Origin of the sequence: Streptomyces sp. NBC_00483 (assembly GCF_036013745.1) — a bacterium.
Classification (GTDB): domain Bacteria; phylum Actinomycetota; class Actinomycetes; order Streptomycetales; family Streptomycetaceae; genus Streptomyces.
Window position 1 is genome coordinate 1,771,166 of sequence record NZ_CP107880.1, and the last position, 25,079, is coordinate 1,796,244.

The following is a 25,079-nucleotide window of genomic DNA, read 5'->3' on the forward strand; positions in this document are numbered from 1 at the left end:
TCCGTGTGGCCCTCGACGCCGATGGTTACCGCCGAGTAAGATCACGCGGACCGCACAGCACACCGCACCGCACGCCACTCCCCGCAGCCAGGAGGCACCCTTGCGTCGCGCCCGTTCCTCCGACCTCCTCGCCGGCCTGCTGGCCGGGGCCGGAGTCGCCCACTTCCTGATCCCGAAGCAGTTCGACGCCATCGTGCCGCGCCGGCTTCCCGGCTCCCCACGCTTCTGGACGCAGGCCAGCGGGGTGGTGGAGCTGGCGCTCGCGGCGGGCATCGCCGTGCCGCGCACCCGGGCCCGCTCCGCCACCGCGGCCGCCGCGTTCTTCGTCGCCGTCGTGCCCGCCAACATGAAGATGGCGGCCGACTGGAAGGACCGCCCCGCGCCGCTGCGGCGGGCCGTCCAGGCGCGGGTTCCGCTGCAGATCCCGCTGGTGCTGTGGGCGCGCAAGGTGGCGCGCGACGCGACGCGCTGAGGGCGGCGGGCCGTCTACCGGCCGGCCGCCCCGCGCCACGCGATCCGTGCGTCAGCTCTTCGGCATCAGCACGGTGTCGATGAGGTAGACGTTGGCGTTGGCCGTCTTGACGTTGCCGCAGACGACGTTCGCGGAGTCGTTGACCTTGTAGGACTCGCCGGAGCCCGAGGTCGTCAGCTTCGACTTCTCCAGCGTTTCGAACGAGCCCTTCTCCAGGTCCTTCGGCTCCAGCTTCTGACCCACCACGTGGTACGTGAGGATCTTCGTCAGCTGGGCCTTGTCGTTCAGGACCTTGTCGAGGTCGGCCTTGGGGATCTTCGCGAACGCGTCGTTGGTGGGCGCGAACACGGTGACGTTCTCGGCGTTGTTGAGGGTGTCGACCAGGCCGGCCTTCTTCACCGCGGTGACGAGCGTGGAGAGCGCCGGGTTGTTCGACGCGGCGGTGGCCACCGGGTCCTTGGCCATGCCGTCGAAGGAACCGGCACCGTCCTTGGGCACCGACGCGCACCCCGGGCCGAAGGGCTTGCTCTTCGAGGACATGTCCTCGGAGGGCGAGGCCTTGGAACTGGACTTCTTGGCGGTGTCGGAGGCGCTGTCCTTGGTGTCGGTGCCCGAGCAGGCGGTGAGGGCCAGCGGGAGCACGGCGGCCGCGGCGAGGGCGATTGCTGCGCGGCGGGTACGGAGGGTGTTCATCGTTGTCTCCTGGTGGTGACGGTGTTGGGACAAGGGCTTTGGGGCTTTGGGGCTCTGGGGCTCTGGTCAGTCCACGGTGACCACCACCGTGTGTCGTCCGGACGCCCCGTCGGGGAAGGTCCCGGCGCGCTGCGCGGTCTGGACGTCGCCCGTGCGGTCGGTGGCGCGGACGGTCAGGTTGTGACCGCCCTTGGTGGCCCGCCAGGCGTACGACCACTGGCGCCAGGTGTCCCTGGAGTCCTCGGCGGCCAGCTCTGCGGCCTCCCAAGGCCCGTCGTCGACACGGATCTCGACCTTGTCGATGCCGCGGTGCTGCGCCCAGGCCACTCCGGCGACCATCACGGTGCCGGTCTTCGGGTGGGCGAAGGGCTTGGGTGTGTCGATGCGGGCCTGGGTCTTGATGGGCGCGCGGCGGGCCCACTTCCGCCGCACCCAGTACGGGTCGTAGGCGTCGAACGTGGTCAGTTCGAGGTCGGTGAGCCACTTGCACGCGGAGACGTAGCCGAAGAGTCCCGGCACCACCATCCGCACCGGGAAGCCGTGCGCGAAGGGCAGCGGCTGCCCGTTCATGCCGACGGCCAGGAGCGCGTCGCGGCCGTCCATGACGTCGTCGACAGGAGTGCCGATGGTCATGCCGTCGACGGAGCGGGCCACCAACTGGTCGGCGGGACCGCCCTCTTGGGGTGGGCGCACCCCGGCCCCACGCAGCAGCGCGGCGAGCGGGACGCCGAGCCAGCGGGCGTTTCCGGCGTAGGGTCCGCCGACCTCATTGGAGACGCAGGTCAGAGTGATGTCGCGCTCGATGAGATCGCGGCCGAGCAGGTCGTCGAGGGTGAAGGTCACCGGCCGCGACACACCCTTGCCGTGCAGCCGCAGCCGCCAGGTACCGGCGTCGACCTCGGGGACGACGAGGGCGGTGTCGACGCGGTAGAAGTCACTGTTCGGCGTGCGGAAGGGGCTGATGCCGGGGATGCGCAACCGGGTCCCCTTGGGCACGGGCGGCGCGGGCGAGGTCGGGGCGGGGAGGGTGAGCGCCTCACGGGAGGCGCGGGCACCGCTGCCGCGCGAGCCGGCCAGTCCGCGCCCCAGGGCGCCGATTGCGACGCTGCCGACTGCCGTGCCACCTACGGCGAGCAGGAAGGGGCGCCGGGCGAGCAGGTTCCGGGGTGCGGGTGCTGCCTCATCCGTAGGTGCGGCCACCACCACATCTGCGGCCCGGTCCCTCGCCGCGAGACCGCTCAGCCAATACAGGACCAGCGCACCCACCACGGCCGCCACCAGCGACGGCAGGGTGTCCAGTGGGCCGGCCGCGTCGGGGCGGGTCAGTGCCGCGGCGGCCCCGACGAGGCCGATCAGCAGCACGCCCGCCGAGCCGGCCCGCCGGTGCCGTACGGCGACGACGCCGAGCGCGCACGCGAGGACCAACAGGACGGCCACGATGCCGAGTTGCAGCATCGGTTTGTCGTCGGTGCCGAACGTGCGGATCGCCCATTCCTTGACCGGGGTCGGCGCACGGTCGATGGCGGCGCCGCCCACGACAGTGAGCGGCGCCACCTGCGGACGCACCAGGGCGGCCACCGGCTCGGCGGCCGCGAGCGCGGCGCACCCGGCCACGCACCCGGCCACCGCGCCGCGCACCGCACGGCGGAGCCGCGTCCCGCGTCGTTCACTTCCCTCTGCTGTCACATGGGGAATACGGAACCGACGGGTGCGTGGATGGGGTTCTCATTCGATCGAGTGAGAACCGGTGGGAACGGGCAGGTCGGGGCGGGGGTGCTCGGCTCAGGCCAGCGGCTCCTGCAGCTCGGTCACCCACTCCTCCTGGTCCTCGGGGCACTCCAGGCTGATCTCCCTCGGGTAGCCGGCCGACCGGTGCGCGTGCGCGTCGATCCAGCGGGCCAGGGTCTGGGCCGACGGCAGGACCGCGTCCATGGAGCCGCGGTGCACGAGCGTCGCGGCGCGTTCGACGGGCGGGACGTCGAGGATGCGCAGTCCGCCGTCGTCGCGCGGCGCGGCGGACACCTCGACGCCCGCGTGGACGAGGATGCCGCCGCCGGGCACGTCCTCGTAGCGGGCGATGCCGGGCCCGGTGGGACGGATGCCCGCCGCGTCGAGGCGCTGGAACAGCTCCCCGTACAGCGGCTGGATCACCGGGCCGATGGAGCCGGGCTCGAAGTCGGGTGCCACGGCGGTCAGTTCGGCCACGCGCACACCCGGCAGGGGTTTGATGACGACGTCGTCGGTGGGCATGAATCCCTCGCTCTCGATCGATCGGAGCCGCGCCTCGACGCCGGTCAGCCGGGCCGCCGCCGCGGCCATCTCCGCCTCCAGGTCCGCGCGCCGCATCCGCAGCATGGCGCGCAGCTGACCTGAGTCGATCTTCTCGTCCAGCAGCTCCCCGACCTGTTCCAGCGTGAAGCCGAGGTCCTTGAGCGCGATCACACGGTTGAGGCGGGCGAGCTGGGCGGCGGTGTAGTGGCGGTAGCCCGTGGCCGGGTCGACATGGGCCGGGCGCAGCAGCCCCATGGCGTCGTAGTGACGCAGCATGCGGACCGACACACGCCCGTGCCGGGCGAACTCTCCGATGGTGAACATGATGTCTCCCAGTCCACGGGCTCACACGGTGTGAGAGTCAAGCCGCCTACTTCGTGGTGAACACCGCCACCGTACGGGCCGGTACCTCGAAGGTGCCCGAGCCCTTGGCGTACGAGGCCGACTTCACCCCGTCGTCCGAGCCGCCGGCCTGCACCGGATGGAGCCGGTACCCCTCCCCCGCGAGGTCGGTGACCGTCTGCTTCTGCCGGTCGGGCGTCGCGTTGAAGACCACCACGAGGTCACTGAGCCGCATCGTGATGACACCTGGTGTCTCGGCCTTGCCGGAGAGCGGGAAGGAGAGGGACTTCTGGACGTCTGCGGACGTGGACAGCTGGAAGGCCGGCTCGGTGGTGCGGATCTTCAGGAGGTCCTGGTACGCGGAGGACGTCCCCTCGATGTCCGCACAGCCCGGCACCTTCACCGCCGCCAACAGGGGCTTCGCGTAGGGCCACTTGGGTTTGTTGTCGGCGGCCATCGGGAGGCCGCGGCCGAAGCCGTTGCCCGCGCGGCAGTCCCAGTGGATCGCGTTGAACCAGTCGCCGCTGTCGAACGAGTTGCGGTCGAGGGACTTCGAGCGCAGCAGGTCGGTGCCGGCCTGGGAGAGTGCCGGGCCCTGCGAGAGGGCCGCCGTGGCCATCGCGAGGACCTGCATCCGGGAGCGGGCCGCCGTACTCGTCGTCGCGGGCAGTTTGTACGTCAGCGTGTCGTAGAGGGACTCGTTGTCGTGTGCGTCGGCGTAGGCGAGGGCGTCGCCGGGGGCGTCCGCGTAGCCGGCGGGCGCGCCGTTGTAGTCGACGTCGGAGCCCTTGACCGTGCGGCCGCCGGTGTCCGTGAACTCGTAGGCCGCGAGGTTCCCCGACAGGCCCACCTTGATGAGGTCCTGGTAGTGCAGCAGGCGGGCCTTCTGTTCGGCCGAAGTGCCGTTCGCCTTCGAGGTGTTGGGGTCGGTGTAGAGGCCGGACGCGAAGCCCTGCACGCCCGGGTCCTCGTCGAACGGTGAGCCGCCGCGCACCGCGTCCCGCGCCCGGTCGGAGAACGTGGCGATGCCGGTGCCCGCCATGTTCTTCTGTGTGGCCTGGACGAAGCGGGCGTCGTCGGCGATCTCGCCGAAGTTCCAGCCCTCCCCGTAGAGGATGATCTTCTTGCCGTCGACGCCGTCCTTCTTGAGGGTCAGGGCGTCGAGGGCCTTGCGAACGGCCAGGATGTTGGCCTTCGGGTGGTGTCCCATCAGGTCGAAGCGGAAGCCGTCGACCTTGTACTCGCGCGCCCAGGTCACGATCGAGTCGACGACCAGCTTGCCCATCATCTTGTTCTCGGGCGCCGTGTTGGCGCAGCAGGTGGAGTTCGCGACCGAGCCGTCGGCCATGAGCCGCTGGTAATAGCCGGGCACGGTCCGGTCGAGGACGGAGGTCTTGTCCTGGCCACTGGCCGCCGTGTGGTTGTAGACGACGTCCATGACGACCCGCAGGCCGTCCTCGTTCAGCGACTTGACCATCTTGCGGAACTCGACGGTGCGTTCGGTGCCGTCGGGGTCGCTCGCGTACGAGCCCTCGGGGACCGTGTAGTGGTACGGGTCGTAGCCCCAGTTGTAGGCGTCCTTGCCGGCCGTCTTGCCGACGCACTCCTGTTGTTCGTCGCTGTCGGGCGCGGATGACGTCAAGTCACAGTCCGGCGTGGCCTGTTCGGACTTCTTCTCGGGGATCGTCGCGATGTCGAAGGTCGGCAGCAGGTGCACGTACGAGGTGCCGGACTTCGCGAGCTTGCGCAGGTGCTTCGAGCCGTCGGTGTTCTTGTCGGTGAAGGCGCGGTACGTGCCGCGATCCTTCACCGGTGTCGTCTCGTCCTCCACCGAGAAGTCCCGGACGTGGAGTTCCTGGATCTGCGCGTCCTTCATGGGGACGGCCTTGGGCTTGGTCAGACTCAACCATCCTTGCGGCGCGAGGGACTTGTCGTCGAGGTCGACGACGAGGCTGCGCTCCGAGTTCGTGGTCAGCGCCACGGAGTACGGGTCGGTGACCTTGTTCATGACGAGTTTCTGGACGCTGGGCGCCCACACCCGCACGGCGTACCGGTACTCCTTGCCGCGCCACGCGGCCGCGGACCCGGTCGCCGACCAGACGCCGCTCGCGTCGTCGCGGCGCATGGGCAGGGTCTTCCCGGCGAGTTCGAGGGACACCTCACGGGCGGTCGGCGCCCACACCGACAGTGTCACCTTTCCGTTCTTGAACACCGGGCCCAGGGACGCCTTTTGGGCGGCGTCCGCATAGGTGGCGTCGAGAACGCCCGGCGTCTGTACGCCGGTCGCCGCGAGCAGTGCCCCGTTCGCCGCCCGCTGCGTGGCGATCAGCTGGCCGCGCAGCGCCTCACGCACTCGGTCGCGGTCGCGCGGGTCCACGGTGAACGCCGGATAGTCCTTCAGGTGAGGGTACTTGGCCTTCTGTGCGTCGCTCAACGCACCGGGGTTCAGCCGCAGCCACCGGCCCTCGTCGGTCAGGGCGCCGTCCTCGACGCCGATCCCGCCCTCCGGCGCGTACACCAGCTGCTGACTGGTGGCGGCGGTGGCCTTCACCTTCCAGACGACGGTGTCGGAGTCGATCCACTGCGCCTCGGCCTTCGAGAGGTCGAGGTCCGCTCCCGAACCCATGGACGGCAGTAGGTAGTTGGTGTCACCGGAGTTGAGCCACGCCTCCTTGCCGTATGTGGCGAAGTCGAGCCTGCGGTCCGTGGCGATGTCCTTCTCGTCGCCCTTGTGGAGGATGTAGCTGAGCGAGGTCGCGCCGTCGGCGAGCGGCACCTCGAAGGTGACCCCGTATGCGTCCTTGCCGGTGGGCTGCAGCGGCTTCGACCAGTCGGTGGGGTTCGCGGCGCCGGTCCACGTGTGCAGGCCCCAGCCGTCGTAGTCGCCGTCGGGGCGGTGCACGTGGATGACGGCCTTCTTCTCGTCCTGCGGCGGGTAGGCACCGTCGGGCCTGGTCGCGGACTGCGTGTCCTTGCCCTGCTCGACCCAGACCTCGCCGGTCTTCCCGAGGTCGACGGTGCGCTGCGGACCGTCGGCCGTGCCGGACTTGTCGATCGTGTACGACACCGATCCCGCGCCGTCGGGGACCTTCACCCAGGCGAAGGCTCCGTACGCGTCCCGCCCCACGAACTCGGCCGACGTGTCACCGGACTTGAGCCGCCAGCCGTCGTAGTCGCCGTCGGCACGCTTGTAGTGGACGACCGCGTAGTCACGGTCGACGGCCGTGGGCTTCTCGGGCGCGGGTGCCTGCCCCGCCGTCGTGTCGGCGAGGGCGCTCGCGGTGCGTCCGGCGCGGTCGACCACAACTGCCTTGTACCGCAGGGGCGTTCCTGCCGCCACCGTGTCCGGGACGTGCTGCGTGATCTTGTACGGGGCGTGGTCGACGGAGCCGAGCGTGCGCCACTTGCCGTCGCCCACCTGTGCGGCGAAGACGACGCGGGCCGAGGCCGTGTCGCCGGGGTCGGCGGAGAGGGCGACCGTGCCGGTGGCTCCGGCGGCGGGGGCCTTCAGGGACAGCGTGGGCTTCGCTGCCGGCGCGGGGAGCTTCGACGAGGCACGCAGGACGAGCGAGGACAGGGCGGGGACGGTGACCTTCATGCGGCCGCCGGACGCCGACTCGACGCCCGAACCGCCGTACAGCGACTGGAACTTCGTCGACTCCACCGGTATCTCGACCGACTTCGCCTCGCTCGCGTTGTTCACGGCGACGACGTACTCGCGGTCGTCGCCGGTGCGCGAGAAGGCGTACACGGAGTCCTTCGCGTACAGCTCCTTCTGTGCTCCGTCGGTGAGCGCCGGATTGTCCTTGCGGAGCTTCGACAGCGCGGCGACGGACGTGAACAGCGGGTGCTTCGTGTCGTACGCGGCGTCGGCGTGTGTGCGGTCGGTGCCGAGCTCGTCGTCGTCGAGGTAGTCCGCGACCTTCGAGCCGAACATCGTCTGCCGGGCGTCCTTGTCGCCGCCCGCACCGGTGAAGCCCTGCTCGTCGCCGTAGTAGACGACGGGGTTGCCGCGTGACAAGAACATCAACTCGTTGGCGAGCTTGTCGCGTTGGACGAGTTCCGCGTCGGACGCCTTCGGGTTGTCGGACTTCAGGAACGTGCCGATGCGGCCCATGTCGTGGTTGCCGAGGAAGGTGACCTGCTCGTACGCGTTCGCCTTGTCGGTGGCGTACTTGTAGTCGTCGGCGAAGACCTTGGCGAGCTTGTCCGCCGAGGCGCCCTGCGAGGTGTAGGCGCGGGCCGCGTCCTGGAACGGGAAGTCGAGCGTCGCGTCGAGCCGGCCCTGGGTGACGTACGGCGAGGTCACGTCGGTGTCGGCGGAGTAGACCTCGCCGAACATGAAGAAGTCCTTGCGGCCGCGTTCGGCGGCGTACTTGTCGAGCGCCGTCGCCCACTGCGTCCAGAAGTCCATGTTCACGTGCTTGGTGGTGTCGATGCGGAAGCCGTCGACGGCGAAGTCCCGCACCCACTTCTCGTAGATCTTCTCCATGCCGGAGACGACCTCAGGGCGTTCGGTCCACAGGTCGTCGAGGCCGGAGAAGTCGCCGTACGTCGTGGACTCGCCCTCCCAGGTCGAGTCACCCCGGTTGTGGTACATCGTCGGGTCGCCCAGCCAGGACGGCACCATCTCGCCGGTGTTCTTCGGTGTGTACGGGAAGGAGTCGGTGTCGACCTTCGCCTTGACACCCTTGCTGTCGTCGAAGGGGCGGCCCTTGGTGTCGAGGTACGGGTAGGCGCCCTTGGGGCGGTAGCCGTACTTCTTCTCGGCGTAGTCGACCGTGTTGGCGGTGTGGTTGGTGATGACGTCGAAGAAGACCTTCATGCCCTTGCCGTGGGCCTTGGAGATCAGGTTCTTGAGGTCGGCGTTGCTGCCGAAGTGCGGGTCGACCTGCGTGAAGTCGGTGATCCAGTAGCCGTGGTAGCCGGCCGACGCGTCCTTGCCCTCGCCCTGCACGGGCTTGTTCTTGAAGATCGGGGCCAGCCAGATCGCCGTGGTGCCCAGGTCCTTGATGTAGTCGAGCCGGTTCGTCAGGCCCTTGAGGTCGCCGCCCTGGTAGAAGCCCTTGTCGGTGGGGTCGTAGCCGGTCGCGAGGCGTGAACCGGTCAGCCCGCCCTTGTCTTTGGCGGTGTCACCGTTCGCGAAACGGTCAGGGAGCACGAAGTAGTACTGCTCGCGGGTGAGGTCGTGGCGGGCCGGCTCGGCCGCAAGCTTTGCATCCGACGGTGGCGGGGGTGGCGCGGCGGCGCGGGCCACCAGGGGCTGGGCCAGCGTCACGAGGAGCGCCGCGGCCGCGGTGTACGCGGCGGCGCGTCTGTGCGGTACGCGAATCGGGCTGCGGCTCACGTCATGAACTCCTCGCGGGATGCGGCGTATTGGGGCGGACCGGCCACGCGCGTGGGGAGGTGGGGCCGGCCCGCCGCGTGACGGTAACGCCTGCCGGAACACGCCTGCAAGAGTTGCGAAAGATGTAGCAAGAATTTTCAACTGCCCATTGACGGGGCCCACTCGTCTGCCCCACGCTCACGACGCGCCACCAGAACCCCACATTCAGGAGCCGCACATGCAGCACGACACATCCCTCACACCCAAAAGCCCTCGTCGGCGCCGCCGCACCGCCACCGCTGTGGCCCTCGGCGCCCTCACCCTCGGCGGCATGGTGACCCTGCCCGCCCCGACCGCGACCGCCGCCGACACCGGCACACCCAACGGTGATGTCATCGCCAACCTGTGGCAGTGGAACTGGACTTCGGTCGCCAAGGAGTGCACCGACACCCTCGACCCGGCCGGCTACGGCGCCGTCCAGGTCGCTCCTCCCCAGGAGTCCCTCAAGCAGGCCGACCTCTTCTGGTGGGACGTCTACCAGCCGTACTCGTACAAGCTCGACAGCCGCTTCGGCAGCGCGAGCGACTTCAAGTCCATGGTCGACACCTGCCATTCGGCCGGCATCGAGGTCTACACGGACGCCGTGATCAACCACACGGCGGCGCAGACCGGCACCGGCTACGCCGGCACCGCCATCTCCAACAAGTACGACACCCCGGACTTCGACCCGGCCGACAGCGACGACTGCACGAAGACCATCTCCAACTGGTCTGACCAGCACGAGGTACAGCACTGCGAGCTGCTCGGCCTGCCCGACCTGGACACGTCCGAGTCGGGCGTCCGCGAGAAGATCACCGGGTTCCTCAACAAGCAGATCGACCTGGGCGTCGACGGGTTCCGCGTCGACGCCGCGAAGCACATCGAGACCGGCGACCTCAACGCGATCGTAGGCGCGCTGCACACGACCACGTCGGGCGACGCCCCGTACATCACACAGGAGGTGTATCCGGGCACACCGCCCGCGACAGGCGACTACTACGGCAACGGTGACGTCCTCGACTTCACGTACGCGGCCGCCATGAAGTCACAGTTCGGCGGTGGTGACATCGCCAACCTGTCGTCGTTCGGCAGTAGTTGGGGCCTGGCCGACGAGGAGCACTCCAACAGCTTCGTCACCAACCACGACACCGAGCGCAACGGCTACACGCTCAGCTACAAGGACGGCGCGACCGCCACCCTCGCCAACGTCTTCCAGCTGGCGCGTGGCTACGGGCGGCCCTCGGTCTACGCGGCATGGAAGTTCAACCAGAGCGACGAGGCGCCGCCGAACAACGGCAGCGGCATGGTCACCGGCACCGACTGCTCGGGCGCCTGGTCGTGCCTGGACCGCGACAAGGCGATCACCGGCATGGTGGGCTGGCACAACGCGGCGACCGGCAAGGCGGTGGCGGACTGGCAGTCACCGGCCTCGAACGTGATCGGCTTCGGTCGCGGCGACGCCGGCTTCGTCGCCATCAACAACTCGTCCGCCGAGAACACGCACACGTACACGACGAGCGTGCCCGACGGCACGTACGACAATGTCGTCGGCGAGGGCTCGGTGACGGTCACCGGCGGCAAGGTGGAGCTCAAGGTGCCTGCCAAGGGCGCGGTGGCGTTCCACACGTCGTCGTAGCCACTCAGCGCGGGTCGCGGGCGCGCCGCATCGCCCACATCACGTAGGCGGTCGCGCCCGCGACGGCGAGCGCGGCGCCGTAGCCGAACACCATCGCATTCTCGGGTGGTGCCTCGTCCACATGTGCCGTACCGGAGGCGGAGACCCAGATGCGCAGCGGGCCGAGCGTCTGCCCCGGTTCGAGCGCCTCGTCGTAGTACCCCTCCTCCCCGAGGCCGTGCACGATTCCGTGCACGGCCTCTCCGTGCGGCGACCTCCACACGAAGGTGTCACTGTTCTCCGCCTGCTCGTTCGCCGTGGCCCAGTACCCGTCCACGTACGCACGTGTCGCCACCAACCCATGGCGCAGCGGCAGCGCGAAGGAGACGAGCACCAGCGCCCACACCGCAGCCCGCACGGCCCAGCGGGCGCCCGACACCCGGCCGCCCCTCCCCTGTGACATCACATCGGGGAGCCTATGCCGCAGGGGCGGCACCCGGCCGGGTGCCGCCCCTTACTGGTGCCGTGTCGGGGGTCAGGCGATCTCCCACCACACCGTCGTGTCGGCGGGCAGTTCTACGTGACCGTCGGCCACCTCCACCGGCGCGGACGCGAGCAGTACGTCGCCCGGGGCGGGGATGCGGACCGCGGCGCCCGTGGTGTTGACCGTGCAGGCGAAGCCGGAGCGCTCGAAGTGGAGCACGCCCTGCGGGGCGTCCCCGTGCCACTTCACACCGTCGCCGGCGCCGAGGCCCGGCGTGGTCCGGCGCAGCGCGAGAGCCGAGCGGTACATCTCCAGGGTCGAGTCCGGGTCGCCGGTCTGCGCCTCGACGCTCAACTCCCCCCAGGTGTCGGGCTGCGGGAGCCAGCTGCCGCCGTCACCGAAGCCGTACGAGGATCCGTCGCGCGTCCACGGGATCGGCACCCGGCAGCCGTCACGGAAGCCGTCCTGGCCCTCGGCGCGGAAGTACGAGGGGTCCTGGCGGACCTCGTCGGGCAGGTCCGTGACGTCCGGGAGGCCGAGCTCCTCGCCCTGGTAGATGTACGCCGAGCCGGGCAGGGCGAGCATCAGCAGGGTGGCGGCGCGGGCGCGGCGCAGGCCGAGTTCGCGGTCGCCGGGGGTGCGGATCTGGGTGCCGCCGGGCGGGTTGGCGTAGCGGGTGGCGTGCCGGGTGACGTCGTGGTTGGAGAGGACCCAGGTGGCGGGGGCGCCGACGGGGCGCATCGCGTCGAGCGAGCTGTCGATGATCTCGCGCAGGCCCTCGGCATCCCAAGGGGCGCCCAGGTACTGGAAGTTGAAGGCCTGGTGCAGCTCGTCGGGACGGACGTAGTTCGCGGTGCGCTCGACCGTCGGGGTCCACGCCTCGGCGACGAAGATGCGCTCGCCGTCGTACTCGTCGAGGATCGTGCGCCAGGAGCGGTAGATCTCGTGTACGCCGTCCTGGTCGAAGAACGGCATCACGTCGTTGCCGAGGAGCTTCAGCTGCTCACCGCCGCCGAGGTCCGGCAGTCCCTCCGCCTTGACGAGGCCGTGCGCGACGTCGACGCGGAATCCGTCGACGCCCATGTCCAGCCAGAAGCGCAGGATGGAGCGGAACTCGTCGGCGACCGCCGGGTGTTCCCAGTTGAGGTCGGGCTGCTCGGGCGCGAAGAGGTGCAGGTACCACTCGCCGTCCGGGAGCCGGGTCCAGGCGGGGCCGCCGAAGATGGACTCCCAGTCGTTGGGCGGGAGTTCACCGCCCGCGCCCTTGCCGGCGCGGAAGTGGTAGCGGTCGCGCAGCGGCGATCCGGGGCCGTCCGCGACGGCCCGCTTGAACCACTCGTGCTGGTCGGAGGAGTGGTTGGGGACCAGGTCGACGATGATGCGCAGGTCCAGGGCGTGCGCGTCGCGGATCACCGCGTCGGCGTCGAGCAGGGTGCCGTACATGGGGTCGACGGCCCGGTAGTCGGCGACGTCGTAGCCGCCGTCGGCCTGCGGCGAGGCGTAGAACGGGGACAGCCACACCGCGTCCACGCCCAACTCGCGCAGGTGCGGCAGGCGTCGGCGGATGCCTTCGAGGTCACCGGTGCCATCGCCGTCGCTGTCCGCGAAGCTGCGCGGATAGACCTGGTAGATGACCGCGTCCCGCCACCAGTCGGTGGCCTGGCGGGTCGTGGTGGCGGCGGCCACCGGCTCGTCCGTGGAGTGCTGGCTCATGATGTCCTTGCTGCGTAGCCGGGTTCAGCCCTTGGTCCCGCCGGCGGTCAGGCCGGTGACCAGGTGCTTCTGGACAAGGTAGAAGAAAGCGGTCACCGGGATGGCGATCAACACCGCGGTCGCCGCCATCAGGTTCCACTGCGCGTCGTGCTCGCTGACGAAGCTCGACAGGCCGATCGCGAAGGTGTACTTGGTGTCACTGAGCATGAAGGTGTTGGCGAAGGCGACCTCGGCGAACGCCGTGATGAAGGCGTAGAACGCGGCGACCGCGATGCCCGGCTTAGCGAGCGGCAGGATGAGGCGCCAGAAGGTGCCGAACGGGCTGAGCCCGTCGATCCGGCCCGCCTCGTCGATCTCGCCGGGGATGGTGTCGAAGTAGCCCTTCAGCAGCCAGGTGCAGTACGGCACGATCGTCGTGCAGTTGATGAGGATGAGGCCCTGGTAGGTGTCGATCAGGCCGAGTTCCGAGAAGATCTCGTAGATGGGCACGATCAGCACGGCGATCGGGAAGGCCTGCGTGAGCAGCAGCATCCACATCAGCGGGCGGTAGCCGGGGAAGCGCATACGGGAGACGGCGTAGCCGGTGGTCGCCGCGAACAGCACGCCGACGAGCGTGGTGCCGAGCGCCACGATCAGCGTCGACGCCGCCCAGTAGAAGAACTGGGTGTGCTCCAGGACGTAACTGTAATTGTCGAGGGTCGCCTTGCTGAGGATGTTGCCCGGGTGCAGATAGTCGTCCTTGTCGGGCCCCAGCGACAGATACGTCAGCCAGACGACGGGGAACAGCGCGATGAGGCTCGCCACGGCGAGGATGCCGTGCGTGAGGGCCTTCGCGAGCGGGCTGCGCTCGCCACGCCTGCGTACGCGCCGGTTCTTCGCGGCAGCGCCGTCGGTCGCGGATCGCTGTGCGGGGATCCGCGACGCGGAGCGGGTGGTCGTGGTGCTCATGATGTCGGCTCCTGCGGCGTCAGAGGGCGAGCTGCTCATTGCGCTTCAGCCAGCGGTAGTAGAAGGACGTGAAGACGGTGAGGATCGACAGGAGCAGCACCCCGTACGCGGCGGACTGCGCGAAGTCGCGCGGCTGCTGCCCGAAGCCGAGCCGGTAGGCCCAGGTGACGAGGATCTGCGCGTCCGGTGCCGTGTTGCCGAAGAGCAGGAAGATGATCGCGAACTGGTTGAACGTCCAGATGATGCCGAGCAGGACGACGGTCGAGCTGACCGGCCTGAGGCCCGGCAGCGTGATGTGCCTGAAGCGCTGCCAGGCCGTCGCGCCGTCCATCTCGGCGGCCTCGTACAGCGACCCGTCGATGGACTGGAGCCCGCCGAGCAGCGAGATCATCATGAACGGCACACCGCACCACGTGTTGACGAGGATCGCGGCGATCCGCTGAAAGGTCGGGTCCTCCAGCCAGCTCGGCTGCGGCAGATGCAGCGAGCCGAGGGCCACGTTGATGATCCCGGAGTCGGCGAGCATGATGCGCCACGCGAAGACGGTGACGAAGGTCGGGACCGCCCACGGCAGGATCAGCAGCAGCCGGTAGATGGTGCGTCCGCGCAGCTTCTCGTTGAGGAGCAGCGCGAGGCCGAGCCCGATGCAGTAGTGCAGGGCGACGCAGATCGCCGTCCATGCGATGGTCCACACGAAGTGCGACCAGAAGCGGTCGTACGAGGAGGGGCCCCACAGGATGTCGGCGTAGTTGTCGAGGCCGACGAACTTGTAGGTGGCCTCGATCTGGTTGACGCCGATGGTACGGGCCGAGTTGAGGCTGTTGGCGTCTGTGAGCGTCAGGTAGAAGCCGCGCACCAGCGGGTAGACAACGAGGACACCTAGGACGACGACCACCGGGGTGATCATCGCGTACGCGTACCAGTACTTGCGGTACGAGTCCTTGAAGCGCCGGATCGGGCCTGGGCGCGGCGCGCGCTTCTTCGCGGCCGGGCGGTCGACGGCAAGGGTCATGCGGGGCACCTTCTGAATCGAGCTGCGGCAGGGCTGTGACAGGGCTGTGCCGGTTCGCGCCCACCCCTCCGGGGCGCGAACCGGCGTTTGCTAGCAGGTCACTTGGAGAAGCCGGGCAGCAGCTTGGCGAACGAGGTCTCCAGGCTGCTCACGCCCTGGTCCAGGGACTCCTTGCCGGTGGCGACCTTCGGCAGCTCCTGGTCCATCGGCGTCCACAGCGAGCTGTACTCGGGCAGCTCCGGGCGCGGCTGCGCGCTGCCGAGCACCTTCTGGTAGCCGGCGATGCCGGGGTCGGCGGTGACCTTCGCGGTGTACGCGTCCTGGCGGGTGGGCAGCGTCGCGTTCTTCAGGGCGACCTGCTCCTGCGTCTTCGCCGACGTCATCCACTTCACGAACTTCAGCGAGGCCTCCTGGTGGGCCTTGTCCGAACCCGCGTACAGGGACAGGTTGTGGCCGCCCGTCGGGGCGCCCGGCTTGCCGCCGGATCCTGCCGGGACGGTGGCGATGCCCAGGTTCTTCTTGTCCTTGAACGCGGAGCCCTTGTAGAAGTTGGTGATCTCCCACGGGCCCTGGATGGTCGAAGCGACCTTGCCGTTCACGAACGCGTCCTGGATGTGCGCGTACGCGTCGGCGGTGGCGTCGGCCTTGTGCAGGCCCTTGCCGCTGAACAGGCCCTTCCAGGTGGTGAGGCCCTTCTTGGCGGCGGCGGAGCCGATGGTGATCTTCTTGCCCGCGGGGTCGACGGTGTCGGTGCCCTCGCCCATCAGGAACGGCTCGGCGTAGTAGCCGGCCGTGGAGCCCCAGAAGCCGTCGGCGCCGGTCTCGGCCTTCACCTTGGCCGCGTCCTTCTTCAACTGGTCCCAGCTGGTGGGCGCTTCGGTGATGCCCGCCTTCTTGAAGAGGGCCTTGTTGTAGACGAAGGCGAGGGTGTCGGTGACGAGCGGGACGCCGTAGGTCTTCCCGTCGAACTGGGCCTGCTTGATGAGGGACGCCTGGAACTTGTCCTTGTCGGCGAGTGCCTCGGTGCCGTCGAGCGGCAGCAGGTAGCTCTTCTTGGCGAACGCCGGGGTCCAGCCGACCTCGGCGCGCAGCACGTCGGGGGCGCCGCTCGCGCCGGCCGCCGTGTCGAACTTGTTCTGCGCCTGGTCGAAGGGCACGTTGACGTACTTGACCTTGATGTCCGGGTTGGCCTTGGTGAAGTCCTTGGCCAACTGCCGGTACGTGGGGGCCTCGTTGGTCGCGTTCGACGTGTCCCACCACGTGATGGTGACCGGGCCCGACGCCTTGTCGCCGCTGTCGTCACTTCCACCGCAGGCCGTCGCCGCGAGTGCGAGGGACGCCACCACCGCGGTGGCCACAATGCCACGCCGCATGAGAACTCCTAGAGGGTTGGGCCCGACTGGGCGACGTGAACGTAACAGCGCTGCAAGCCCGAGGAAAGACCTTGCTGAAAAATATTGCAGAGATGAGGGGAGGTTACGGCTTCGTGACCTCCAAGTTGCGGCACTCCCCGGGTGGTTATCGCCCGTTACATGGGCTTATGTGGCACTGCAAGGGTCTGCAAGCTCTTGCCACGGGGCGGTGTCACAGGGATCATCGGGACTCTTGCCAGCTCCCCCAGCTCTTGGCCCCCACAAGGAGTGCGATGACCCAGCTGCCCGCCCAGGCCGCCCGCAAGGCGGTCCCGGCCCCGCCCGCGACCGCGCGCCTCGCCGACATCGCGGCGCAGGCGGGGGTGAGCGAGGCGACGGTGAGCCGGGTCCTCAACAGCAAGCCGGGCGTCGCCGCGGCCACCCGCCAGTCGGTCCTCGCCGCGCTCGACGTGCTCGGCTACGAACGGCCGGTGCGGCTGCGCCGGCGCAGCGAGGGGCTCGTCGGCCTGATCACGCCGGAGCTGGAGAACCCGATCTTCCCGGCGCTCGCCCAGGTCATCGGCCAGGCCCTGACCCGCCAGGGCTACACACCCGTCCTCGCGACACAGACCCCCGGCGGCTCGACCGAGGACGAGCTGACGGAGATGCTCGTCGACCGTGGTGTCACCGGCATCATCTACGTGTCGGGACTGCACGCGGACACCACCGCGGACATGCGGCGCTACGAGCAACTCCGGGCGCAGGGTGTGCCGTTCGTGCTCGTGGACGGGTTCTCGCCGCAGGTGCGGGCGCCGTTCATCTCGCCGGACGACCGGGCGGCCATGCAATTGGCGGTCACCCACCTCGGCTCGCTGGGCCACACGCGGATCGGTCTGGCGCTGGGGCCGAAGCGGTTCGTGCCGGTGCAGCGGAAGATCGAGGGCTTCGTGCGGGCGATGCGGGACCGGTTCGACCTCTCCCCCGACGACATCGAGCGCGAGTTCGTCCAGCACTCCCTGTACACACTGGAGGGCGGGCAGGCCGCGGCCTGCGACCTGATGGACCGCGGCTGCACGGCGATCGTGTGCGCCAGCGACATGATGGCGCTCGGCGCGATCCGGGCGGCGCGGCAGCGGGGGCTCGAGGTACCGGACGACATTTCGGTGGTCGGGTTCGACGACTCCCCGCTCATCGCGTTCACCGATCCGCCGCTCACGACGATCCGCAAGCCGGTGCAGGCGATGGGGCAGGCAGCGGTCCGCACGGTTCTCGAGGAGATCGGTGGGACTCCCGCGCCGCACACGGAGTTCGTGTTCATGCCGGAGCTGGTGGTTCGGGGGTCGACGGCGTCGGGGCCCAACATCGTGGCTCGGCGCTGACCGCGAGGCACAAAGCACTGACCGCAAGGCACAAAGCGCTGAACGCTGCGGCGCCCCGCTCCGTATCCTGCACTGAGCCCGGGGCGCACCGGGCTACTACGGGGGCCGTGCGGGAGGTACGGATGGCACGCAGAGCGCACCGCTGATCACGGGTGGCGCGGACGGCCGAGGGCGCCGCGCCCGTTTCGATCTCTTCTCCTTGCTTACCAAGTGAACTCTGCTTTCTTTTTTCCCCGTGTGAGGAGTGCCGCTTCCCCCTGCCCGAAAACAGCGGGAAAGCGGCCGCGAAAACAGTTCCGGAAGTTATGTACGGATGCTTCAATTCCGCGTTGACATGCCCGAATTCGCATGTCAAAGCTTGCTCCAGCACCGCGATTCCGGAATTCGCCACAACTCCGATGCCCCGGAAGGGGGAACACCATGAAGAAGATTTCTGTCCGCAAGGCAGGGCCCATCCGTCTGACCACGGCCTGCTACTACCTCTGCGGCGACGCCGCGTAATTTGCGCCTCCTCGGCCGGGGCCGGACCGCCTTCGGGGTCCGGCCCCGGCCACCTGACTTCCATCTCCTACAAGGGGGGTGTGCCGGATGAACGACACCGTTCGTCTGCACCGGCTCACGATGGTCGCCGAGGACGACGGCGTGATGGTCGGCCGGCCCGACACCGGTTCGTACGCGGTGTTCCCCGAGGAGGGGGCACAGGCGCTGCGGATGTTCGCCGACGGGGCGTCCGTCGGCGAGGTCGGGGACTGGTACGAGCGCACGTGCGGCGACCCGCTCGACATGGACGACTTCCTGGAAACCCTCGCCGACCTCGGTTTCCTGTACACCGGCGAGCCGGTCGCGGAGCCGCGGCGGGTGCGCAGGCAGGGGCTCGGCAGAGCGTTGTTCTCCTGGCCGGCCTGGGTCGCGTACGGCGTCCTGGTGGCGGCCGCGGTCGCCATGATGGTGCGCGAGCCCGGGCTGCGGCCCTCGTACCACCAGGTGTTCTTCACGCACTATCTGACGCTCATCCCGCTGACCGTCTTCGCGCTCGCGCTGCCGTGCATCGTCGTGCACGAGGCGTTCCACGCGCTCGCCGCGCGGCGGCTCGGCCTGCCGTCCACGCTCGGGATCGGACGCAGGCTCTACTACATCGTCGCGGAGACGCGGCTCGATTCGCTGCTCAGCGTGGAGCGCAGGAAACGCTATCTGGTCTTCTGCGCGGGCATGTTGGCGGATGTTGTTCTGCTCTGCGGGTTCACGCTGCTTTCGCTCGCGCTTGACACAAACGCAATTCCGTCGTGGATTCACAAACTCTGTCTTGCTGTCGCCTTCACCTGTGTCCTGCGTCTCATCTGGCAATTCCTGTTCTATTTGGAGACGGACATCTATTACGTGGTGACGACCGCCACCGGATGTACGGATCTGCAGAATGCGTCGCGGTTCCGGGTCCGTACCGGGTTCCGCAAGGTACTGCGGCTCGCGCCGCCGACGGCGGACACCGAGTGGTCGCGGCGCGACCGCGCCGTGGCCCGCTGGTACGCACCGCTGCTCTGCGCCGGATACGGGTTCTCGCTGGCTTCGCTGGCCTGGGCCGGGATCCCGACCGCCACACGCTTCTGGACGACGGTCGCCGACCGGCTCGGCGACCCGCACACCCCGTTCTGGGACCTGGTCGACGCGGCGGGCTTCCTGCTCCTGTCCGGCCTGCAGATCGGGCTGCTCGTCCACGTCACGCTGCGGGACCGACGGAACCGGTCCCGTACCAACTCACCTCAAGGAGCCCTGACATGACCTCTCACCTGTCGACACACCACTGGTGGTTCGACGCCACCGCGGACACCACCGCCGCCGAGTCACCACCGTCCCCGTCCCTGGAGGTCGCCTGCCACCGCCGGTTACGCGGCCCGTTCACCGCCGCGCACTTCCTCCTCCACCAGGCCGTACCCCAACTGGTCGCACAGGACAGCGAGTTGGTGGCTTCGGCACGGGCGGCCGAAGTGGAGTCGATCGCCCCGGAGCTGATGGAGATCGTGCCGACGCCGCCGCAGACCCTCACCAACCTCGCCGACGCCAAGGAGCGCACCCGCTTCTATCCGGCGCCCCGCGCCCTGCGCATCGCGCACGGCGTGGCCGAACTCCTCATGGACTGGGCGCGGTCGGCCCACCCGCGCGGCCTCACCCTCGCCTTCCGTGGCCTGGACGAGGCCGATCCCACGGACCGCGATCTGGTGGCCGTGCTGCTGCGGCGCTGCGATCCCGCCACCCTGACCGTGGTCGTCGACGGCGCGGGGGCGTCCGACGACCTGCTCGGCAAGGCGCTCGCCGCACACACCCACCGGGTCCCCCGACTCCCCTTCGTGGACGCGGAGTTGCTGCCCGACACGGACCTCGCGCAACGCTACATCGACAGCGACGGCACCAGCGACGACGCCCGCCTGCTCAGGGCCTACGAAGCACTGCCCGCCGCCGAGCGGGCCCGCCGGCACACCGCACGCGCCGAACTGCTCGCCGGGCGGGACGAGCCGACACTGCGACTCGGGGCGATCCCGTACCACCTGGAGCACGGCACGGACCCGCGGGGCGCGGGCGTCGAGGCGATCGTCCACGCCGTCAACGCCTGCTTCAACAAAGGGTTCTACGAGGCGGTCGTCGACCTCGCCGAACGCGGCCGGGCGCTGCTGACCGGCGTCGAGCCCGACCGTACGTACTGGAACCTGACACACAAGACCGGCGCCTGCCTGTGCTATCTGGGGCGCGGCGCGGACGCGTTCGCGTACTTCGAGGAGATGCGGCGCGGCTCCACCTCGCAGGACGCGCACATGGGCACCGCGTACCTCATGGCGATGCTGTACACCCGGTTCCTGCCGAAGGACGCGCACGACGAGGACCTCGCGCTGGCCTGGGTGAACACGGCGATCGCGATCGCGGACGTGCACCCCGATCCGCACAAGCGGGTCCTGGTGCGGGCGTTCATGCGCAACGCACGGGCCCTGGTCGAGCTGCACCGCGGCAACGCCGACGGTTCGCTCGCCCTGGTCGAGGAGGCGATGGCGATCACGGACGCCGACTTCGGCCCGGACGAGCAACTCCTGCACCGCTCCGTCCTGTTGTACAACCGGGCGCAGGTACGCGGCGCGCGCGGCGACCACACCGCTTCGCTGGCCGACTACGACGAGGTGATCCGCCGCGACCCGGACTACGGCGACTACTACTTCGAGCGGGCCGCCCAGCACCGCGCGCTCGGCGGGACCCACGAGGCGCTCGCCGACTACGCGACCGCGATCCGTCTCACACCGCCGTTCTACGAGGCGCACTTCAACCGGGCCGATCTGCTGCGGGAGTTGGGCGACGACGCGGGCGCGCTGCGCGATCTGGACCACGCCCTCTCCATCGAGCCGGACCACCTCGACTCACTGCTGCACCGCGCGAACCTGTCCCTGGAGCGCGGCGACTTCGACCGGGCCCGCGCGGACATCGACCACGGCCTGGACATCGCGCCGGACAACTCCCAATTCCTCGCTACACAGGGCGCGTTGCACTCCGAACTGGGCGACACCGGAGCCGCGTACGAGAGCTATTCGGCGGCGCTGAAGGCGGACCCGCGCTGCCTCGCCGCCTGGGCGAACCGGGCCGTCCTCGCCTTCGACGCGGGCCGCCCCGCCGAGGCCGTCGCCGACCTGGACGCGGCCCTCGCGCTCGACGACGACGCGGAGCTGCGGGCCAACCGGGCCGTGGCGCTCCAGTCCCTCGGCCAGCACCGGCGCGCGGCCGCCGACCTGGACCGTGCGATGGCCTCGGCCGGCGGCGTGCCCGACCCGGAGCTGCTGTACCTGCGGGGCGTCAGCCGCTTCGCCCTCGACGACCCGTCCGGGGCGCTCACGGACTGGCGCGCCCACCTGGCCGCGTACGACCGCGGCGGCGCCTCCCCGCACGCCGAGGAGATCCACGCCCGCGCCGGGGCCGCGCTGCGGGAGGGCGCGGCGTGACCGCCGAGGCGACGAGCCCGCCGGGCGTCGAAGCGGCCGAGCCCGACCTCGTACGGTCCGCGCTGCGGCGCCATGCCAAGGGGGTCGCCGTGGTCACCGTCGGCGGGGAGCGGCCCGCCGGGTTCTGCGTCACCTCGCTCGCCTCGCTCTCCCTCGACCCGCCGCTCCTGTCGTTCACGGTGGGCCTGCGGTCGGGTTCGTGGGAGGCGGTGCGGGGCGCGACGCATGTGATGGTGCAGCTGCTCGCGGCCGGTCAGGAGGAGGTGGCACGGGCCTTCGCGGGCCCGCGCCATGCCCGCTTCGGGCCGGGCACCTCCTGGCACCGCGACCCGCTGGGCCTGCCCGCCCTGGACGGCGTACTGGCCCGCTTCGTACTCACGCCGGTCAGCATGCGCCCGGTGGGCGACCACGCCCTGCTCATCGGGCTCGTGGTGCGGGCGGACCGGGTCACGGAGGCCGGGCCGCTGGTGCACCACGCCGGGACGTTCGTCGACCTCCCGAGGCCGCCGAGCACGACCGGCGCGACAGGCACCACCGGCACGACCGGCGCCCGGCACTGAGCCATTGGTACAGTCGGCGGCGTTCCGCCGCGCCACCGAAGGAGCCCGACGCCCATGGCAGTGGACCAGCTCGACACCCGCATCCTGCGGCTCCTCCTGGAACAGCCCCGCACGAGCATGCGCGAGTACGCCCGGATCCTCGGCGTGGCCCGCGGCACGTTGCAGGCCAGGCTCGACCGGATGGAGCGGGACGGTGTCATCACGGGCGTGCAGCCGTCCCTCTCCCCCGCGGCCCTCGGCCACCCGGTGCTCGCCTTCGTGCACATCGAGACGACGCAGGGCCACCTGGGGGACGTCGGGGACGAGCTCGCCGGGGTGCCGGAGATCATCGAGGCGTACTCCACCACGGGCGGCGGCGATCTCCTCGCCCGCGTGGCGGCGCGCGACGCCGAGCATCTGGAGGATGTGATCCAGCAGCTCAACCGCCTGCCCGGCGTGGTCCGCACCCGTACCGAGGTGGCGCTGCGCGAGCGCGTCCCGCACCGGCTGCTGCCGTTGGTCGAGGCGATCGGGAAGGCGGCGGGGCAGCCGCGCGGATGATCGAGGGACCCCGGTCCTGCATCCTGGTTCCCATGAGCGACGCGAACCACCCCTCGTACCACTTCCGCGACACCGCGATCGTCTTCGATCTCGACGGCACCCTCGTGGACAGCGAGCCGAACTACTTCCGGGCCTCCCTGGCCACCCTCGCCCGCCAGGGCGTCAAGGACTTCACGTGGGCCGACCACGAGACGTACGTCGGGATCTCCACGCTGGAGACCATCGGCGTCTGGAAGCGGAAGTACGGCATCGACGCGCCGGACGGCGAGCTGCTCGAGGAGATGAACGCCCGCTATCTGGACCTCGCGCGCGCCGACACCCATGTCTTCCCGCAGATGCGGCTGTTCGTCGAGCGGCTGCACGCGGCGGGCGTGCCGATGATCGTCGCGTCGGGTTCGTCCCCGGAAGCGATCGACGCGATCCTCACCGGTACGGGGCTCGGGGCGCAGCTGCCGCTGTATGTGTCGGCGGACGAGGTCGAGCACGGCAAGCCGGCGCCCGACGTGTTCCTGGAGGCGGCGCACCGGCTCGGCACGCAGGCCTCGCACTGTGTGGTCCTGGAGGACGCGGCGCCGGGGGCCGCCGCCGCGCACGCGGCCGGCATGCGCTGCATCGCGCTGCCGTATGTCGCGGCGCAGGCGGAGGACCCGGCGTTCACCACGGCCGACCTGCTGTTCAAGGGCGGTCAGGAGGAGTTCACCGCACGGGCCGCGTGCGAGTGGCTCGAGCGCTCAGCTCCGTCTTTCTGATCTTCCCGGTGGGGGTGAGCGGCAGCTCGTCGAGTATCTCGACGATGTGCGGGACCTTGTACGTCGCCATGGCCCCGGCCGCCCACTCCTTCAACGTGTCCCCGGTGAGCGCGGATCCGGGGACGGTGCGCGCGAACGCGTACGGACGCTGACCACTGTCCGGGGCGTCGACGGCGACGACCGCGGCGGCGAGCACGTCGGGGTGCTGGGCGAGCAGTGTCTCCACTTCCGTCGGGAAGACGCTCATGCCCTTCACCTTGATCATGTCCTTGTCGCGGCCCAGGTAGTGCAGGCACCCCTCTTCGTCGAGGGCGCCGATGTCCCCGGTGTGCAGCCAGCCGTCGCGCAGCGCCGCCTCCGTCGCCTCGGGCGCGCGCCAGTAGCGGGTGAGCACGGACGGGCCGCGCACCACGATCTCGCCCCGCTCGCCCAGTGGCAGTGGCTCACCGGTGGTGAAGTCGACGACCATGAAGTCCGTTCCTGGGACCGGGAGTCCGCAGAACACCGGGTCGCTCAGCAGATCGTGGTCGCCGTCCTGGAAGCCGAGTGTGTTGGTGTCACTGGTGTGCGTCTCGGTCATCCCGTACGAGGCCTCGCGCAGCACACTGTGCTCGCCGACGGCCTCCTTCCACCGGGCGCGCAGGGCCGGGGTGAGCTTGCGGATGAAGGAGACGGTGAGCGGGCTCGACAGGCTCGTCAGGTCGTGGCGCGCGAAGTCGGGGTGGTCGAGGAGTTCGAGGTAGTTCTCGACGGTGCCGGCCATGGTGGTCGCGCCGTGGGTCTCGATGGCGTCGAGGACCTCGGCCGCGTTCCAGCGGGTGAGCAGGATGCTGGTGCCGCCGGAGACGAGCGGGGCGAGGATGCCGAGGTTCTCGCCGGCGATCCAGAAGATGGGCAGGTAGCAGACCGAGACGATGCCGCGCTCGCGCTCCGCGTCCGTGGCTGTGCGGCCGTTGTCGATGGCGGTGGCCGTGTAGACCATGTGCCGCTGGGTGTGCTCGCAGCCCTTGGGGAGTCCGGTGGTGCCTCCGGTGTAGTTGAGGGCGGCGAGCGCGTCGAGGTCGTCGGCGATGGGCTCGTGGCGCTCGTGGGCGACGGCCCGCGGCCAGTCGGCGTCGGCCAGCACGGTGCGGACGGGGGTGTCGGCGCGCGCCTCGTCGACGGCGGGCAGCAGCGCGTCCCGGGTGACGACCAACTCCGGTGCTGCGTCGTTCAGTTCGTGCCGCAGGTCCGCCGCGCGGAACATCGGGTTCACCGGCACGTGCACCGCCCCGATGCGCAGCACGGCGAGCAGGGCGACGACGAAGCGGGCCCCGTTCGGCAGGAAGACGCCGACGCGGTCGCCGGGCCGCACGCCCTGTTCGGTCATCCACCCGGCCAACCGGGCGCTCTGGTCGTCGAGTTGCCGGTAGCTGAGGGTCTCGGCCGCCGTGACGATCGCGGGCCGGTCCGGATGGCGCGCGGCCGAGCGGGCCACATGCCCGGGGAGCGTCAACTCCCCTGCCTCGTGGCGGGTTTCGGACGACTGGCGGCCGGACCTGGACCTGTCCTGGCGGGCGCGCAGGTCGCGCAGATACGCCTCTGTGTCGATGGTGGACGTGCCGTGAGACAAC

18 protein-coding genes are annotated in these 25,079 nt (G+C 69.9%); 8 read left to right on the forward strand and 10 right to left on the reverse strand.

Annotated elements, in window-relative coordinates; genetic code table 11:
* Positions 1 to 100: 100 nt before the first annotated feature.
* A complete protein-coding gene (locus OHA73_RS07690; RefSeq protein WP_266716054.1) occupies positions 101 to 472 on the forward strand; it encodes a DoxX family protein in 372 nt (123 codons plus the stop codon).
* A 51-nt stretch (positions 473 to 523) separates the two neighbouring features.
* On the opposite strand, the gene OHA73_RS07695 is transcribed toward OHA73_RS07690, so the two are convergent.
* The 4 genes from OHA73_RS07695 to pulA all read right to left on the reverse strand — a co-directional run bounded on the left by OHA73_RS07695 (position 524) and on the right by pulA (position 9,125).
* Complete coding sequence (locus OHA73_RS07695) at positions 524 to 1,165, reverse strand: fasciclin domain-containing protein (RefSeq protein WP_327654628.1); 642 nt, start codon at positions 1,163 to 1,165, stop codon at positions 524 to 526.
* Positions 1,166 to 1,231: 66 nt separating this feature from the next.
* Complete coding sequence (locus OHA73_RS07700; RefSeq protein ID WP_327654629.1) at positions 1,232 to 2,851, reverse strand: molybdopterin-dependent oxidoreductase; 1,620 nt, start codon at positions 2,849 to 2,851, stop codon at positions 1,232 to 1,234.
* Positions 2,852 to 2,947: 96 nt separating this feature from the next.
* Positions 2,948 to 3,760, reverse strand: coding sequence for a MerR family transcriptional regulator (locus OHA73_RS07705; RefSeq protein ID WP_327654630.1), 813 nt, complete (start codon positions 3,758 to 3,760; stop codon positions 2,948 to 2,950).
* A gap of 46 nt (positions 3,761 to 3,806) precedes the next feature.
* Positions 3,807 to 9,125 carry a pullulanase-type alpha-1,6-glucosidase gene (gene pulA / locus OHA73_RS07710; protein WP_443063045.1) on the reverse strand — a complete coding sequence of 1,773 codons (5,319 nt, stop codon included), beginning with the start codon at positions 9,123 to 9,125 and terminating at the stop codon, positions 3,807 to 3,809.
* 217 nt (positions 9,126 to 9,342) lie between these two features.
* On the opposite strand from pulA, the gene OHA73_RS07715 reads away from it, so the two are divergent.
* Positions 9,343 to 10,779, forward strand: coding sequence for an alpha-amylase (locus OHA73_RS07715; protein ID WP_327654631.1), 1,437 nt, complete (start codon positions 9,343 to 9,345; stop codon positions 10,777 to 10,779).
* A 4-nt stretch (positions 10,780 to 10,783) separates the two neighbouring features.
* Here the strand turns inward: OHA73_RS07715 and OHA73_RS07720 are convergent, their stop codons facing one another.
* From OHA73_RS07720 to OHA73_RS07740, 5 genes are all read right to left on the reverse strand, one after another.
* A complete protein-coding gene (locus tag OHA73_RS07720; protein ID WP_327654632.1) occupies positions 10,784 to 11,221 on the reverse strand; it encodes a hypothetical protein in 438 nt (145 codons plus the stop codon).
* 72 nt (positions 11,222 to 11,293) lie between these two features.
* Complete coding sequence (locus OHA73_RS07725; RefSeq protein ID WP_267071538.1) at positions 11,294 to 12,955, reverse strand: glycoside hydrolase family 13 protein; 1,662 nt, start codon at positions 12,953 to 12,955, stop codon at positions 11,294 to 11,296.
* Between the two features lie 24 nt (positions 12,956 to 12,979).
* A complete protein-coding gene (locus OHA73_RS07730; protein WP_266716041.1) occupies positions 12,980 to 13,903 on the reverse strand; it encodes a sugar ABC transporter permease in 924 nt (307 codons plus the stop codon).
* A gap of 19 nt (positions 13,904 to 13,922) precedes the next feature.
* On the reverse strand, positions 13,923 to 14,915 hold the full coding sequence (locus tag OHA73_RS07735; RefSeq protein ID WP_327654633.1) for a carbohydrate ABC transporter permease: 993 nt from the start codon (positions 14,913 to 14,915) through the stop codon (positions 13,923 to 13,925).
* A gap of 98 nt (positions 14,916 to 15,013) precedes the next feature.
* Positions 15,014 to 16,288 carry an extracellular solute-binding protein gene (locus OHA73_RS07740; protein WP_266716039.1) on the reverse strand — a complete coding sequence of 425 codons (1,275 nt, stop codon included), beginning with the start codon at positions 16,286 to 16,288 and terminating at the stop codon, positions 15,014 to 15,016.
* Positions 16,289 to 16,560: 272 nt separating this feature from the next.
* On the opposite strand from OHA73_RS07740, the gene OHA73_RS07745 reads away from it, so the two are divergent.
* The 6 genes from OHA73_RS07745 to OHA73_RS07770 all read left to right on the forward strand — a co-directional run bounded on the left by OHA73_RS07745 (position 16,561) and on the right by OHA73_RS07770 (position 23,466).
* Positions 16,561 to 17,646, forward strand: coding sequence for a LacI family DNA-binding transcriptional regulator (locus OHA73_RS07745; RefSeq protein ID WP_267071536.1), 1,086 nt, complete (start codon positions 16,561 to 16,563; stop codon positions 17,644 to 17,646).
* A gap of 588 nt (positions 17,647 to 18,234) precedes the next feature.
* Positions 18,235 to 19,422, forward strand: a complete 1,188-nt coding sequence (locus OHA73_RS07750; RefSeq protein ID WP_327654634.1) for a hypothetical protein — start codon at positions 18,235 to 18,237, stop codon at positions 19,420 to 19,422.
* Positions 19,419 to 21,617: a tetratricopeptide repeat protein gene (locus tag OHA73_RS07755; protein ID WP_327654635.1), complete on the forward strand. Its 2,199-nt coding sequence runs from the start codon at positions 19,419 to 19,421 to the stop codon at positions 21,615 to 21,617. The genes OHA73_RS07750 and OHA73_RS07755 overlap by 4 nt, the downstream gene beginning before the upstream one ends.
* Positions 21,614 to 22,177, forward strand: coding sequence for a flavin reductase family protein (locus OHA73_RS07760; protein ID WP_327654636.1), 564 nt, complete (start codon positions 21,614 to 21,616; stop codon positions 22,175 to 22,177). The genes OHA73_RS07755 and OHA73_RS07760 overlap by 4 nt, the downstream gene beginning before the upstream one ends.
* Before the next feature lie 54 nt (positions 22,178 to 22,231).
* Positions 22,232 to 22,717: an Lrp/AsnC family transcriptional regulator gene (locus tag OHA73_RS07765; protein ID WP_266716029.1), complete on the forward strand. Its 486-nt coding sequence runs from the start codon at positions 22,232 to 22,234 to the stop codon at positions 22,715 to 22,717.
* Between the two features lie 32 nt (positions 22,718 to 22,749).
* Positions 22,750 to 23,466 (forward strand): HAD family hydrolase, encoded by a 717-nt coding sequence (locus OHA73_RS07770; protein ID WP_266716027.1) that lies wholly within the window; start codon positions 22,750 to 22,752, stop codon positions 23,464 to 23,466.
* Here the strand turns inward: OHA73_RS07770 and OHA73_RS07775 are convergent.
* Positions 23,414 to 25,078 (reverse strand): AMP-binding protein, encoded by a 1,665-nt coding sequence (locus tag OHA73_RS07775; protein WP_327654637.1) that lies wholly within the window; start codon positions 25,076 to 25,078, stop codon positions 23,414 to 23,416. The genes OHA73_RS07770 and OHA73_RS07775 overlap by 53 nt on opposite strands.
* Position 25,079: the final 1 nt, after the last annotated feature.

Coding starts and splice junctions, on each gene's coding strand:
- OHA73_RS07695 (WP_327654628.1), bottom strand. CDS start 1,165: ATGAACACCCTCCGTACCCGCCGCGCAGCAATCGCCCTCGCCGCGGCC.
- OHA73_RS07705 (WP_327654630.1), bottom strand. CDS start 3,760: ATGTTCACCATCGGAGAGTTCGCCCGGCACGGGCGTGTGTCGGTCCGC.
- OHA73_RS07715 (WP_327654631.1), top strand. CDS start 9,343: ATGCAGCACGACACATCCCTCACACCCAAAAGCCCTCGTCGGCGCCGC.
- OHA73_RS07720 (WP_327654632.1), bottom strand. CDS start 11,221: ATGTCACAGGGGAGGGGCGGCCGGGTGTCGGGCGCCCGCTGGGCCGTG.
- OHA73_RS07725 (WP_267071538.1), bottom strand. CDS start 12,955: ATGAGCCAGCACTCCACGGACGAGCCGGTGGCCGCCGCCACCACGACC.
- OHA73_RS07730 (WP_266716041.1), bottom strand. CDS start 13,903: ATGAGCACCACGACCACCCGCTCCGCGTCGCGGATCCCCGCACAGCGA.
- OHA73_RS07735 (WP_327654633.1), bottom strand. CDS start 14,915: ATGACCCTTGCCGTCGACCGCCCGGCCGCGAAGAAGCGCGCGCCGCGC.
- OHA73_RS07740 (WP_266716039.1), bottom strand. CDS start 16,288: ATGCGGCGTGGCATTGTGGCCACCGCGGTGGTGGCGTCCCTCGCACTC.
- OHA73_RS07745 (WP_267071536.1), top strand. CDS start 16,561: ATGACCCAGCTGCCCGCCCAGGCCGCCCGCAAGGCGGTCCCGGCCCCG.
- OHA73_RS07750 (WP_327654634.1), top strand. CDS start 18,235: ATGAACGACACCGTTCGTCTGCACCGGCTCACGATGGTCGCCGAGGAC.
- OHA73_RS07755 (WP_327654635.1), top strand. CDS start 19,419: ATGACCTCTCACCTGTCGACACACCACTGGTGGTTCGACGCCACCGCG.
- OHA73_RS07765 (WP_266716029.1), top strand. CDS start 22,232: ATGGCAGTGGACCAGCTCGACACCCGCATCCTGCGGCTCCTCCTGGAA.
- OHA73_RS07770 (WP_266716027.1), top strand. CDS start 22,750: ATGAGCGACGCGAACCACCCCTCGTACCACTTCCGCGACACCGCGATC.